We start from the raw sequence: 14,064 nt of genomic DNA, 5'->3' as shown, positions 1-14,064 counted from the left end.
GGGAAGTGGTGGAGAGTGGGCAGTGGTGGCAGTCCACGGTGGAGTTCTACCGAGGATTGTCGGTTGTAGGATTGTTGACAATATGCATAACATGGCGGCACGGGTCGCAGCAATGGGCAGCACTGTCATCGCTGCGACCCCCGTGTGAAAATCGCGCGTGCCAACCGGAAAGGGGCCCTTCGCCGATGCTTACCGAGAACACTCTGCGGCCGCAGGAGCGTGCCGCGATAGCGACGGTGCCGACCGGCCTGTTCATCGCGGGACAGTGGCGGACGACGGAGGCGACGCTACCGGTCGTCGACCCGTCGACCGGGCAATTGCTCGCCGATGTCGCGGACGCGAAGGCGCAGGACGGCCTCGACGCGTTGACCGCGGCCAGCGACGCGCAGGCCGGATGGGCGGCGACCCCGGCGCGGGAGCGAAGCGACATCCTCATGCGCGCCCACCGTGCCTTGCTCGACGACACCGAGCGGCTGGCGCTGATCATGACCCTGGAGATGGGCAAGCCGCTGACCGAGGCCCGCGGTGAGATCGCCTACGCCGCCGAGTTCTTCCGCTGGTTCGCCGAGGAAGCGGTGCGGCTGGACGGCGGCTACATGGCGGCCCCCGCCGGTGGATCGCGCTTCCTGGTGACCAAGCAGCCGGTGGGGCCGAGTCTGCTGATCACGCCGTGGAACTTCCCGATGGCGATGGGTACCCGCAAGATCGGACCCGCGCTGGCCGCCGGGTGTACCTGCGTGGTGAAACCCGCCGAGCAGACGCCGCTGTCGATGCTCGCGTTGGCCGACATCCTCGACCGGGTCGGTGTGCCCAGCGGTGTGGTCAATGTGCTCACCACCTCCGACCCCGGTGCGTTGACCGAGCCGATGATTCTCGACAGTCGTTCGCGCAAGCTGTCGTTCACCGGATCCACCGCGGTCGGCAAGCGACTGCTCGAACAGTGCGCCAAGACGGTGATGCGCACCTCGATGGAACTGGGTGGCAACGCGCCGTTCCTGGTGTTCGACGATGCCGACCTGGACGCGGCGGTCGAGGGTGCGCTCGCGGCGAAAATGCGCAATATCGGTCAGGCGTGCACGGCGGCGAACCGTATCCTGGTGCAGCGCAGCGTGTTCGACGCGTTCGCCGATAAGTTGGCCACGCGTCTCGCGGCGCTGCCGATGGGACGGGGTACCGAAGACGATGTCGTGGTCGGGCCGCTGATCGATGCGGGCGCGGTGGCCAAGGTGGTCGACCTGGTCGCCGACGCCAAGCAGCGGGGTGCCGCGGTGCGACTCGGCGGCGAGGCGGTGGACGGCCCCGGCAACTTCTACCCGGCGACCGTGCTCACCGATGTGCCCGACGACGCCGACCTGTGCCACACCGAGATCTTCGGCCCGGTCGCCGCGCTCGCCGCGTTCGACACCGAGGAGGAGGCGATCGCGCGCGCCAACGACACGCCGTACGGCCTGGTCAGCTATGTGTTCACCGAGAGCCTGCGTCGCGGTCTTCGGGTCAGCGAGGCGCTGGACACCGGTATGGTCGGGCTGAATCAGGGTGTTGTTTCGAACCCTGCGGCGCCGTTCGGTGGTGTGAAGGAGTCCGGTCTCGGCCGCGAGGGCGGGACGACCGGTATTGATGAGTTCCTGGAGACCAAGTACATCGGAGTGAAACTGTGAGCCAGTACCGCATCGCGACCATCCCCGGCGACGGCATCGGCGTCGACGTCACCGTCGAGGCCGTTCGAGTGCTCGACGCGGTGTTGCCGGGGATCGAGTGGACCGAATTCGATTGGTCCTGTGAGGGATACCTGCGCACCGGGGCGATGATGCCCGCCGACGGCCCCGAGCAGTTGGCGGGTTTCGACTCGATCCTGCTCGGCGCCGTCGGCTTTCCCGGTGTGCCCGACCATGTTTCGCTGTGGGGTCTGCTGATTCCGTTGCGCCGCGCGTTCAGCCAGTACGTCAACCTGCGTCCGGTGCGGCTGTTGCCCGGCACCACCTCGGCGCTGCGCGACCGGACCGCAGAGGACCTGGACATCCTGATCGTGCGGGAGAACTCGGAGGGTGAATACTCCGAGATCGGCGGTACGCACAATCCTGGCCGACCCGACGAGTTCGTCTTGCAGGAGTCGGTGTTCACCAGGGTCGGCTGCGAGCGGATCATCCGTTTCGCCTTCGAACGCGCCGCCGAGCGGGGCGGCCGGTTGTGCTCGGCCACCAAGTCCAACGGCCTGATCCACTCGATGCCTTACTGGGACAGCGTGTTCGAGCGCATCGCGACGGAGTACCCGCAGGTGCAGACCCGTCAGATGCACGTCGACGCCTTGGCCGCCGAGATCGTCTTGCACCCCGATCGCCTCGATGTGATCGTCGGCTCGAACCTGTTCGGCGACATCCTCTCCGACCTCGCCGCCGCCGTCACCGGCGGACTGGGACTCGCTCCCTCCGGCAACGTGAATCCTGAACGCACCGGCCCGTCGATGTTCGAGGCCGTCCACGGCAGCGCCCCCGACATCGCGGGTCAGGGCATCGCCAACCCCGTCGCCCAGATCCTGGCGGGCGCGATGCTGCTGGAACAGTTGGGCGAGACCGCCGCCGCAGCCGCCGTAGACCGCGCCGTCAGCGAGGTCCTCGCCGAGGGCAAGATCCGCACCCCCGACCTCGGCGGTAAATCGACGACCACAGACCTCGGCACCGCAATCGCCCACCGCGCAGCAGAACTGGCGAACCTCACCCCCGCCGAGACCCACTGACAAGCCACCGGGCAAGCGGCAGCCCTCGAGTACACCAAGATCACCAGGACACCCCGGGACCCTTCCCCCAAAAAAGCACCACACCGTCCTGGTGATCTTGTACGCCCCAGGCGCTCAGCCGCTGATCAGCCAAATGGCCTCGGCCGCGGGGCTCCCCAGGTCTGTCGCCGCCTCGGCGGCACCGATGCGAATAGCGATGGTGCCAGCGAAGTCTCGGCGTTCGACGACCGCGATGGCGGTGTCGAGGGAGATGCCTACGGTGTCGAAGTAGCGCAGCATGTCGGGGTCGGCGTCGGAGATGCGGGCGACGCGGCCGGATTCGCCTGCCTGGAAGTCGCTGAGTTGTCGGGCCGGTGGGGTCGGGACCGCGCCATCGACCGAGGGGATCGGGTCGCCGTGCGGGTCGCGGTCGGGGAAGCCGAGTTTGGCGTCGATGCGGGCCATGAGCAGTTCCGAGACCGCGTGCTCGAGCACCTCGGCTTCGTCGTGCACCTCGTCCCAGCCGTAGCCGAGTTCGTTGACGAGGAATGTCTCGATCAGCCGGTGTCGGCGCACCATCGCGATGGCGGCGCGGCGGCCGTCTTCGGTGAGCGTGATCGCTCCGTAGCGCGCGTGTTCCACCAAGCCTTGGTCGGCGAGCTTGCGGACCGCCTCGGATACGGTCGAGGCCGAGACTCCGATCCGTTCGGCGAGCAATTTGGTGGATACTTTCTCCTGCGACCACTCCTGGGTGGTCCAGATGACCTTCAGGTAGTCCTGCGCCACCGAGGTGAGTACCGGTGCGACCGTCTCCGCGCCGTCGATGGATTCGTCCGGCATCGCCACGTCGGTCAGCTCGCGTCGGGTCGCGATGTCTCGTTTACCGGGCACACCTTCGAGCTTAGGCATCGCACCCCGGAATCACACAGTCGGACATCGCTCGAGCACCCGTTCTTCGCGTGGATATCACCGCCGCGACGGCTCTCGGCTGGGCCGTGGCGGTGAGCGTGCGGGTGAGCCGAGCCAGCTAGGCGTCGTCGATCGAGCCTTCGGACAGCAGCACGCGGACCGCTATCGGTGCGATGATGAGGTCGATGGCCAGCTCCTCGTCCAGATCCGAAGGGGCATCGCCGCGGTCGACGGCTCGCCGCGACAGTGTCCTGGTGGTCGCGCGGCACCGCTTCGCGTAATGCCTCGGCGAAGGTCGATGAGCCGCGGGCCTCCGTGATCAGTTCCAGTACGAGCTGGTTGACGCATTCGCTTACCGCCGACCCCTGTGCTCGGTCCGGGGAGTACCAGCGCCCTGGTCGATATGGGCGGGTATCGGCTGCTGCCGCGAATCAGGTCCTAGTGAGCAGGTCGATCACCGCGTGCGCCTCCGACGGGGTGGGGGTGGGGAAGCTGTCGCGGCCGTGGATGAGGCCGATGCCGAGGTAGACGACGGCGCCGGAGCGTAGCCGGGCCTGGGTCTCGTCGAAACCGAGTTCGAGCATGGCTTGGTGGATGGTGGCGAAGACGCGGTGATCGAGGGCGAGTACTGCCTCGGCGACCTTCGGGTCGGTGCGCGCCCATTCGCGCATGCTGGCCTCCAGCGCCCAGGTGCGCTGGTCGACCAGGTTGATCGTCATCTGTTCCAGCCGCTGATCCACCGGAATGGTTTCGATGTCGGCGATGGCGCGGACGGCCTCGGCCTGCACGGTGCTCCACCGGTCGGCCATCGCGCTCATGAGCTCTTCGATCGTGTCGAAGTGCCAGTAGAAGCTGCCCTTGGTGACGCCGAGTTCCTGGCACAGTCGCGGGATCTTGATCGCGGTGACCCCTTCGCGCGCGAGCAATGCCAGCGCGCCGTCCACCCAGTCGTCATACGACAGGCGTGGCGCTTTACGCGGACGTCGTTGCGCCTCGGCCTTTTTCGAGCGTCGCGTGCTGGGGTCAGGGGTGGGTTCGGCCGTCATCGGCGCGGTCGGTGTTCGGTCGGATTCACCACTCGATCGTAGGCGAGGGATTCACCGGTTCTTCGCACCGGAAGCCATCTGACGAATATCCACACGAGATCACCATTCATTTGGGTACCGTCGACTATACCAATAGGTATGGTTGTGCATCGAGTGGGTTGCGCAGCCCTCCGGAGAGGTACGCGGATGAAGCAACCCCTTGGTCGAAGGGCCTGGCTGTACGGCGTGGCCGGTGGCGTCGCGGCAGCGTTGGCCCGCCCGGCTTTCGCGTCGGCACAGCCGCGGGAAATGCCGAGCCCCTTGCTGTTTCACTCACCTCCGATGGCGCCGTTCGTCGATGAACTGCCCCGCCTGCCGTTCGTCACCGGTGATCAGGAGCTGACCGCGGTGAGCACGGTGCACCGCTTTCACCGAGACCTGCCCGAGGTCCCGGCCTTCGGATACGGCGACCTGCCCTATCTCGGTCCGACCTTCGAGCACCGCGTTGGTGATCGGCTGCGGGTGCGCTTCACCAATCGGCTCACCGGGCACCCGTTCGCCGCGGACCTGGACACCACGCTGCACGGCGTCGGCGACACCTACCGCACCGCACCGCCCTGCGCGCTACATCTGCACGGTGGTGTCACCCCGCCGCACAGCGATGGGCACCCCGAGCAGCTCGTTTTTCCTGGACAACACCTCGACCACGACTTTCCGCTGAATCAGGACGCGGGCACGCTCTGGTACCACGACCACGCCATGGGTATCACCCGCGCGAACGTCGGTGCGGGACTGGCCGGAATGATGCTGCTGCGCGACGAATTCGATACCGGTGAACCGGACAATCCGATCGGCTTGCCCGCGGGCGATTTCGAAGTTCCACTGGTGTTGCAGGAGAAGATCTTCGACGCGCGGGGACAGCAGAGTCTGCGGTCGACGCCGATCGTGCCGGAGGGCGCGTGGGAAGGCGGTGCCGTCGGTGACCGCGGTGTGGTCAACGGGAAGGTGTGGCCGCAGCTGACCGTCGCGCGCGGCTGTTACCGGTTCCGGTTGCTGAACGCGGCCTCGTTCAGCGTGTGGAACCTGTTCTTCGGCAACCGCATGCGGTTCTGGGTGATCGGCACCGACCACGGTCTGCTCGACGCGCCGGTGGCGGTGACGCGGGTGCGGCTCGCGCCGGGGGAGCGGCTGGACGTCCTGATCGACTTCGCCGATCTCGCCCCCGGGGACACGGTGGAGTTGCGCAACGACGAGCGCCCGGTGTTCCAGGCGGCGATCCTCGGCGCGGTGGCGATGCCGTTGCTGTGTCGGTTCCTTGTCGCCGACCGGCGCGGGTTCGACGGGCCGATACCCGAGCGGTTGCGTGGTGGGCGAGGGCTACCCGAGGTGCTGCCACCGCTCGCGCAGCCCACGGTCGTGCGCGACGTCACCGTCAGTCAGCCGTATGAACTGCGTAACCCGCCCGCGATCATGACGCTGAACAACCTGCATTTCACCGATCCGCAGATCGAGCTGCCCCGGCAGGGAACCGTCGAGCAGTGGAACATCGTCAACATCACCCCGGACCCGCATCCGATCCATATCCACCTGGTGACCTTCCGGATTCTGGGGCGAACACCGTTGCGCACCATCGACTATCAGCTGGCCAACCCGCAACCCGAGGTCGGCGTCAAGTGGACGCCGTCGGCGGAGGGCTTTCTCGCCGGGCCGATGCGCCCGCCCGCGCCATGGGAGGCGGGGTGGAAGGACACGGTGCGCGTCGACGGGGGAACGGTCACCCGCGTCATCGTGCGCTTCCCGACCGCCGAGGAACTCGGCTTCGACCCCGACGCACCGTTTCCGCGAAGCCACGATGTCGCGGCGACCCATACCGCCCATGCCGGGCACGCGCACGCGGCGGGCGAGGACGAGCTGCGCGGCTATATCTGGCACTGCCATCTGCTCGACCACGAGGACCACGACATGATGCTGCGTTACCGAACGGTGCCGTGATGGCGCCGGAACCGGAAGAACCGCGCACCTCGGCCAGTGCGGATTCGGAACATGATGTGCCGCACCGATACCAAGCGACGGTCAGCGCTCGGGGTGTGCGTAAGGCCGCAGCGGGCGCCTACGCGGCCACCAGTGCCGTGGGGCAGTTCTACCTCCTCGGTCTCGACACCGGTAGGGCGCTGGTGCGCCGCCGTTTCCCCTGGTCGGAGTTTCTCGAACAGTGCTGGTTCCTCGCGCGGGTGGCGCTGGTACCGACGGTCTTGATGTCGCTGCCGTTCACCGTGCTGGTGGTGTTCACGCTGAACTCGCTGCTCGGCGAGATCGGGGCGAGCGATTTGGCCGGTGCCGGTGCCGGACTCGGTGCGATCACGCAGATCGGCCCGCTGGTCACCGTGTTGGTCGTGGCGGGTGCCGGGGCCACCGCGATGGCTTCGGACCTGGGCGCCAGGGTGATTCGGGAGGAGATCGACGCGATCGAGGTGCTCGGTATCGACCCGGTGCACCGACTGGTGCTGCCGAGGGTGCTGGCCTCGACGGTGGTCGCGCTGCTGCTCAACGGTGCGGTGTGCGCGATCGGGGTGGTGGGCGGATTCTTCTTTTCGGTGTATCTGCAAGATGTTTCGCCGGGAGCCTATGCCTCCAGCGTCACCCTGTTGGTGGGGTTGCCGGAGGTCGTGCTCTCGGAGGTCAAAGCCGCGGTCTCGGGGGCGATCGCGGGCATGATCGCGTGCCACCGTGGACTTTCGGTGCGCGGCGGACCCAAGAGCGTCGGCAGCGCGGTGAACGAGACCGTGGTCTTCGCCGCGGTGGCCTTGTTCGTCGCCAACACCGTGCTGACCTCGGTCGGCCTCGCCGTCAGTGGGCCGTCGTGATCGGGATCGACCGGCTCGATGTGCTGCGGCGCCGATGGTCGGGTGTGCTGCGCAGCATCGACGAGGTGGGTGCGCAGGTGCTGTTCGCCGTGCGTTCGGTGGCCTCGACCGGCAAGGCGGTGCGCTCGTATCCGCGTGAGACACTGCGGCTGATCTCCGAGATCAGCCTGGGGACAGGGCTGCTCGCGATGGTGGGCGGCAGCGTGGTGATCATGGGGTTGCTGACCTTCTTCGCGGGCGCCACCGTCGCCATCCAGGGCTACGACTCCCTCGGCGATATCGGCGTCGAAGCCTTCACCGGGTTCCTGTCGGCGTATGTGAACGTGCGGGTGGTCGCACCGGTCACCGCGGGAGTCGGGTTGGCCGCCACCATCGGTGCGGGTACCACGGCAGAGCTGGGCGCGATGCGGATCAGCGAGGAAATCGACGCGCTCGACGCCATGGCCATTCGGTCGGTGCCCTACCTGGTCGGCACGCGGCTGACGGCGGCCGTCATCGTGGTGATTCCGCTGTATGCGCTCGGGGTGGTTGCCGCGTTTCTCGCCAGCCGGATCACCACCGTGCTGGTGCTCGGCCAGTCGGCCGGGGTGTACGACCACTACTTCGCGACCTTCCTCAATCCCTCCGACGTGCTGTGGTCGTTCGCGCAGGCACTGGCGATGGCGGTGGTGGTCATGCTGATTCACTCGTATTACGGCTACCACACCACGGGTGGTCCGGCGGGCGTCGGACTTGCCACGGGCCGTGCGGTGCGGCTGTCGCTGATCTGCGTTGTCACAGTGACGTTGTTGATCTCCCTCGCGCTGTATGGCAGTGCCCGACAACTGCATTTGGCGGGGTGATCGACATGACCGCACTCGGTGTCGTGCGCAAAGTGGCGGCGTTGGCCCTGGTCGCCGCTGTCGCTGGTGCGGCGGTGCTCACCTACCACGCCTACCGTGGCTCGTTCCGTGATTCGGTGGAGATCGCCGTCGAGTCGGGTAGGGCCGGGTTGGCGATGCGGGTCGGTGCGTTGGTGAAATATCACGGGGTCGAGGTCGGGCGGGTGAGCGCGATCTCGCACGACGCGCGTGCGGGCGCGGTGGTGACCGCGCGGCTGACCCACGACGGTGTGGCCTCGGTACCCGCGGGGGTGGGCGCGGAGATCAAGTCCACCACCGTTTTCGGCGAGAAGTACCTGACTCTCACCGACCCGCGAGGAACGGCCCGTGGCGTGGGCCGGTCGATCGCGCCCGGCACGGTGATCGGCGCGTCCGCGGTGACCGTCGAAATCGACTCGGTATTCGAGTCACTCACCCAACTGCTCTCCGCGATCGCGCCGGAGAAACTCGACGCCACACTGTCGGCGATCGCCGCGGCGTTGCGCGGCAACGGTGCGGACCTGGGTCGAGCCATCGATGACACCAATGCGGTGTTGGCCCAACTGAATCCACGACTGCCAGCCTTGCGCCACGATCTGCGTGCGACGGCGGAGACCGCGTCCATCTACGCCGATGCCGCCGACGATCTCGCCGCCGGGCTCACCAATGCCGCCACCACAGCCGACACCCTGGTGGCACAGGGCGATGGGTTCGATCGAACGTTGCTTTCGCTCATCGGCATGGCCGATACCGGCAACGACATCCTCACCACCAACGGCGAACCCCTCACCTCGGCGATCGGCCTGCTGCGTCCGACTACCGACCTGCTCGGCCGCTACGCACCGGTGCTCACCTGCTTCCTGCAAGGTGCTGATCGCGCGCGGCGCCTCGCCGAACCGGTGACCGGCGGTAATGGTTCGAGCATGCTGCTTCGTTCGACCTTGCTGCTGGGCACCGATCCCTACACCTACCCCGACAACCTGCCCGTCGTCGGCGCCACCGGAGGGCCACGCTGCGGTGCGTTGCCCGAGGTGACGCTGAGTGAGGTACCCACGCCGTTCGTCGTCGCCGACATCGGGGCTTTTCCCTTCGAGGGCGACACCGGTGGTCCGCGCCTGGTGCCCGGTTCGATCCTGAACCTGTTGTTCCCGAGTCCAGGAGCGCCGCGATGATCGCGACATCGACTGTCGTCAAAACGGGCGCCTTCGTCGTCAGCATGCTGTTGGTGCTGTGCGGTCTCGTGGTCGTGTTCGGCGATCTCCGCTTCGATGACCGCACCGATTATCACGCCGAATTCACCGATGCCTCCGGACTGCGCGCGGACGATATCGTCCGGGTCGCCGGGGTGGAGGTCGGGCGTGTCACTTCGGTGCGGATCACACCGGCGTTCGGGGCGAGGGTCGCGCTCGAACTGGATCACACCTATCGGCCGACCTCGGCGACTCGCGCGGTGGTGCGTTATCAGAACCTCGTCGGCGATCGCTATCTGGAACTACATGCGGGGCCGGGTGATTCGCGTCCGGTCGCACCCGGCTACACCATCGACCGCGAACACACCTCGCCCGCATTGGACATGGATCTGCTGATCGGCAGCTTCCAACCCTTGTTGCGCGGGCTCGACCCCGAGCAGATCAATCACCTCTCCGGTGAACTGATCGCCGTCCTCCAGGGGCAGGGTGGCACGGTGCGATCACTGCTCGCGCACGCGGCGAGCCTGACAAGCACCCTGGCCGACCGCGACCAGCTGATCGGTCAGGTGATCACCAACCTGCGCTCCGTGATGTCCGGGCTCGACGAGCATCGCGCGGAATTCTCCGGCGCCCTGGACAAGGTGCAACAGATCGCCACCGGCCTGGCCGCCGACAGCGCGGCGTGGGGAACCGCGATCGAGCACATCGACGGCTCAGCGGCCAGCCTCGCCACGCTCTTGGCCGACAATCGACCCGCGATCGCGGGCACCGTCGACGAACTCGATCGCACGGCAACGCAACTGAATTCCGGCGCCGACACCCTCGACAGCGTGCTGGGACGACTGCCGGACACCTACGCCGCGCTCACTCGGCTCGGCGCGTACGGCAACTTCTTCAATTACTACCTGTGCGGGCTGCGGCTGCGGCTCAACGCACCCGACGGTGCGGCGGTCAGCACGCCGCTGATCGGTCAGACGACGGGCAGGTGTGCACCGAAATGATGCGAGATCGTAAGGAACGAAACACTTTCCGTGCCGGAGTGCTCGGCACGGTGCTGATCGGACTGCTGTTGGTGGTGACCACACACCTCGACACCCTGCCGTTGCTGAACAACGACGGAACCTACCGCGCGTTGTTCACCGACACCGGCGGACTCGAGGTGGGCGACGCGGTCGAGGTGGCCGGAGTCGACTGCGGTCGGGTGCGGGGAATCGCGTTGGCGGGGGAGTGGGTGGCGGTGCGGTTCAGCGTCGAAGAATCGATCACTCTCGGTACTGATTCGACCGCGCAGATCGCCACCGCCACGGTGCTCGGCGCCAAGCAGTTGCGACTGCACCCGGCGGGCGAGCGCGCGTTGCGGCCCGGCGACACCATCGACGTCGAACACACCACCTCGCCCTACAACCTCACCGACGCACTCGGCGATCTCACCGACACCACGGGGGCGATCGACACCGAGCAACTCACCCGGTCGATGCGTGTGTTGTCGGAAACCTTGCAGGACACCCCGGACGATGTGCGCGCGGCCGTCGACGGCATGGGCCGGCTGTCGGCGACCGTCGCCGAACGCGACCAGTCCCTGCGCGACCTGCTCGATCACGCCCGGCGCGTGACGGATGTGCTGGCTCAGCGCAGTGGCCAACTCGACACGTTGGTGCGCGACGCGAACACCGTGCTCGGCGAACTGCAGGCCCGCCGCGACGCGGTGAGCACCTTGTTCGCGAACGTGAGCGCGCTCGCCACCCAGTTGGGCGGTCTTGTGCGCGACAACGAGCAACGGTTGGCGCCGACCCTCGCGCAGGTCGACGGTGTACTGGACATTCTGCGCCGCAACAGCGACAACATCGCCGAGGCCATCGGACGGCTCGGGCCGTACATGACCGAACTGGGTGAGGCCGTGGCGAGTGGACCGTTCTTCAGCTCGTATATCCAGAATCTCATCCCAGGGCAGATCATCGAGCCGTATATCCGTGCGGCACTGGGCGAACCCGTTGTGCAGGAGGGCCGATGAATTCCGCCGACGCTGCCCACCCCGCACGGCGGGTGCGCACGGTAGTGCTCGCGTTGCTGCTCGCGCTCGGAGTGCTCGCCCTCGCCTCCTACACGGTGGCGCCACGCGTGCGTAGCAACACCTTCACCGCCGAATTCGCCTCCGCCACCGGGCTTTACCGCGGCGATTCGGTGCGCGTGGCGGGCGTGCGGGTCGGCAGCGTCGAGGCGATCGACCCCGTGGGCGACAAGGTGCGTGTGCGTTTTCGGGTCGACTCGGGTCAGCAGGTGCCGGCCGCGGCGCGCGCGGTGCTCATGTCGCCGAACCTGGTGTCGGCCAGGTTCATTCAGCTGGCGCCCGGGTACACCGGGGGCCCACGGCTCGAGTCGGGTGCGACGATTCCGATCGGTCGCACCGCGATCCCGGTGGAATGGGACCAGATCAAAGACCAACTGCGACGCGTGGCCACGGCCATGAGCCCGACGCCGCAGGAGCCGCAGGGGCCACTCGGCGGTGTGGTGGACACGGCGGCGGAAAACCTCCGAGGACAGGGCCCGTCCCTGCATCAGACATTGGCCGACCTGTCGACGGCGATGCGCACCCTGGCGGAGGGACGCGGCGATCTGGTGTCGATCGTGAGCAATCTTCAGATGTTCGTCACCGCACTGTCGCACAGCGGTACGCGGATCGTGGCGATCAATAACCGGATGGCCTCGGTGACCTCATTGCTGGCCGACAATCGCGACGACCTCGACACCGCACTCGCCGGACTCGACGACGCACTGGGACAGGTGACTCGCTTCGTCGCCGACAACCGGGACCGGGTCGGCACCACCGCCGACGGACTCGCCACTGTCGCAGGTGATCTCGCGCGTCAACGGGACGGGATCGCGCAGATCCTGCATGTGGCGCCGACGGCGCTGGGCAATCTCCAGAACATCTACCAGCCCGCACATAACTCGGTGGTCTCCGCGCTCGCACTGAGCAACTTCGCGAACCCGGTGAACTTCGTGTGCTCGGCGATCGCGGCCGCCGAGCAGAGCGACGCGCAACAGGGCGCGCGGCATTGCGTGGAATATCTCGGCCCGCTGTTGGGGCTGTTGTCCACGAGTTATCCGCCGCTGCAATCGAACCCGTCCCGAGGTGTCGGTGCGTTGCCTGGTCAACTCGTCTACAGCGAACGGGGGTTGATTCCGGAACAGTCGCCGCGAGAGTCAGCCGTCGTCCCCGACGACCCTGCGCCGAGCGAGGGTGTGCCACCACCCGCACCGCCGGGTTTGCTCGAACAGTTATTGGTCCCAGGAGGTCCCCGATGAGCGGTATGTGTGGTGTGGCACGCCGGGTCGCCGCGGTATCGCTCGCGGTATCGGTGGTGCTCGTCGCGAGCGGGTGCGGATGGCGTGGGCTCAACTCCCTGCCTTTGCCCGGCACGGTCGGCCGGGGTGACGGCGCGTATTCGGTGCGGATCGAGATGCCCGATGTGTCCACCATCGAACGCAATTCGCCGGTACTGGTCGATGACGTCACCGTCGGCACCGTCACCGATATCGCGCTCGTCGACCAACACGCACTGGTGACCGTGGGTCTCGTGGCCGAGGTCGAATTGCCGGAGAACGCGGTCGCGAAGGTCGGTCAGACCAGCCTGCTCGGCTCGACCCACATCGCGCTCGCCGCGCCGGCCACCGAGCCTGCCGAGGGGCGGTTACACGAGGGGTCGCTGATCCCGCTCGCTCGCGCCGGTCAGTTCCCGACCACCGAACAAACCCTGTCCTCGGTGTCGTTGGTGCTCAGCGGAGGTGGGTTGGCCCAGATCCGCGATATCGGCGCGGAACTCAACGCGGCATTGTCCGGTCGCGAGGATGCCGTGCGCGTACTGCTCGACCACCTCGACACCCTGCTGCGGGGACTCGACGGACAGCGCGACGACATCGTCGCCGCGATTACCGAGGTCGACGCGATGAGCGCGCGATTGGCCGTGCACCGCGACGAGATCGGTGACGCGCTCGACCGGCTCGAACCCGCTCTGACCGTCCTGCGTGATCGCCGCGCAGACCTCACCCACGCGCTGACCAGCCTCGGCGACCTCGGTGCCACCGCCGACCGGCTGGTCGGCGCGACCGCCGCCGACCTCGGCGCCGAATTGCGTGACCTACAGCCGGCACTCGCGGCACTCGCGGATTCCGGTTCGGCACTCACCGATTCCACCCGGTACCTGCTCACCTACCCCTTCCCGATCGACACCTACGCCAACGCCGTGCGCGGCGACTACGCCAATGGTGAGGTGACGTTGGACCTCACCCTGAGCACGCTCGACGAGGCCCTGCTCCTCGGTACACCGCTGCAAGGAATGCTCACCGGCTTGGAGGGCATACTCGGGCACACCGATCCTGGTCCGGCCCGTGCTGGACCGATGCCGTTGCCCGATCTGCTGAACCCGCCTGTCGCGCCCGTGCCGGAGGGACCACGATGAATCGGCCAATCAAACGTGCGGCCGGTTGGCTTACCCGCGTTCG

12 protein-coding genes and 1 pseudogene are annotated in these 14,064 nt (G+C 67.3%); 10 read left to right on the top strand and 3 right to left on the bottom strand.

Annotated elements, in window-relative coordinates:
* Window positions 1-185: 185 nt before the first annotated feature.
* Together ABEA50_RS16430 and ABEA50_RS16425 are read left to right on the top strand one after the other, a co-directional pair.
* Window positions 186-1,658 (top strand): NAD-dependent succinate-semialdehyde dehydrogenase, encoded by a 1,473-nt coding sequence (locus tag ABEA50_RS16430; RefSeq protein WP_345496255.1) that lies wholly within the window; start codon window positions 186-188, stop codon window positions 1,656-1,658.
* Entirely contained in the window at window positions 1,655-2,734 is a 1,080-nt protein-coding gene (locus tag ABEA50_RS16425) for a tartrate dehydrogenase (RefSeq protein WP_345496254.1), read from the top strand. Before ABEA50_RS16430 ends, ABEA50_RS16425 begins: the two co-directional genes overlap by 4 nt.
* Window positions 2,735-2,848: 114 nt before the next feature.
* Here the strand turns inward: ABEA50_RS16425 and ABEA50_RS16420 are convergent, their stop codons facing one another.
* The 3 genes and pseudogenes from ABEA50_RS16420 to ABEA50_RS16415 form a co-directional block, all read right to left on the bottom strand.
* Window positions 2,849-3,553, bottom strand: a complete 705-nt coding sequence (locus tag ABEA50_RS16420) for a metal-dependent transcriptional regulator (protein WP_345496601.1) — start codon at window positions 3,551-3,553, stop codon at window positions 2,849-2,851.
* A gap of 187 nt (window positions 3,554-3,740) precedes the next feature.
* Window positions 3,741-3,920, bottom strand: a pseudogene (locus tag ABEA50_RS30965) (TetR/AcrR family transcriptional regulator C-terminal ligand-binding domain-containing protein); the annotation flags it as partial.
* A gap of 133 nt (window positions 3,921-4,053) precedes the next feature.
* On the bottom strand, window positions 4,054-4,668 hold the full coding sequence (locus tag ABEA50_RS16415; RefSeq protein WP_345496253.1) for a TetR/AcrR family transcriptional regulator: 615 nt from the start codon (window positions 4,666-4,668) through the stop codon (window positions 4,054-4,056).
* 186 nt (window positions 4,669-4,854) lie between these two features.
* On the opposite strand from ABEA50_RS16415, the gene ABEA50_RS16410 reads away from it, so the two are divergent.
* From ABEA50_RS16410 to ABEA50_RS16375, 8 genes are read left to right on the top strand one after another with little or no spacing between them, the layout of a single operon-like run.
* Entirely contained in the window at window positions 4,855-6,639 is a 1,785-nt protein-coding gene (locus tag ABEA50_RS16410; protein WP_345496252.1) for a multicopper oxidase family protein, read from the top strand.
* On the top strand, window positions 6,639-7,511 hold the full coding sequence (locus ABEA50_RS16405; protein ID WP_345496251.1) for an MlaE family ABC transporter permease: 873 nt from the start codon (window positions 6,639-6,641) through the stop codon (window positions 7,509-7,511). Before ABEA50_RS16410 ends, ABEA50_RS16405 begins: the two co-directional genes overlap by 1 nt.
* A complete protein-coding gene (locus ABEA50_RS16400; RefSeq protein WP_345496250.1) occupies window positions 7,508-8,353 on the top strand; it encodes an MlaE family ABC transporter permease in 846 nt (281 codons plus the stop codon). Before ABEA50_RS16405 ends, ABEA50_RS16400 begins: the two co-directional genes overlap by 4 nt.
* Window positions 8,354-8,358: 5 nt before the next feature.
* Window positions 8,359-9,543, top strand: a complete 1,185-nt coding sequence (locus ABEA50_RS16395; protein ID WP_345496249.1) for an MCE family protein — start codon at window positions 8,359-8,361, stop codon at window positions 9,541-9,543.
* On the top strand, window positions 9,540-10,562 hold the full coding sequence (locus ABEA50_RS16390; protein ID WP_345496248.1) for an MCE family protein: 1,023 nt from the start codon (window positions 9,540-9,542) through the stop codon (window positions 10,560-10,562). The genes ABEA50_RS16395 and ABEA50_RS16390 overlap by 4 nt, the downstream gene beginning before the upstream one ends.
* Window positions 10,559-11,572 carry an MCE family protein gene (locus ABEA50_RS16385; protein ID WP_345496247.1) on the top strand — a complete coding sequence of 338 codons (1,014 nt, stop codon included), beginning with the start codon at window positions 10,559-10,561 and terminating at the stop codon, window positions 11,570-11,572. Before ABEA50_RS16390 ends, ABEA50_RS16385 begins: the two co-directional genes overlap by 4 nt.
* Window positions 11,569-12,867, top strand: coding sequence for an MCE family protein (locus ABEA50_RS16380; protein ID WP_345496246.1), 1,299 nt, complete (start codon window positions 11,569-11,571; stop codon window positions 12,865-12,867). The genes ABEA50_RS16385 and ABEA50_RS16380 overlap by 4 nt, the downstream gene beginning before the upstream one ends.
* Complete coding sequence (locus ABEA50_RS16375) at window positions 12,864-14,021, top strand: MCE family protein (RefSeq protein ID WP_345496245.1); 1,158 nt, start codon at window positions 12,864-12,866, stop codon at window positions 14,019-14,021. Before ABEA50_RS16380 ends, ABEA50_RS16375 begins: the two co-directional genes overlap by 4 nt.
* Window positions 14,022-14,064 lie beyond the last annotated feature (43 nt).

Source organism: Nocardia callitridis (assembly GCF_039543305.1).
Lineage (GTDB): Bacteria > Actinomycetota > Actinomycetes > Mycobacteriales > Mycobacteriaceae > Nocardia > Nocardia callitridis.
This window is presented reverse-complemented; position numbering and strand designations above follow the sequence as displayed.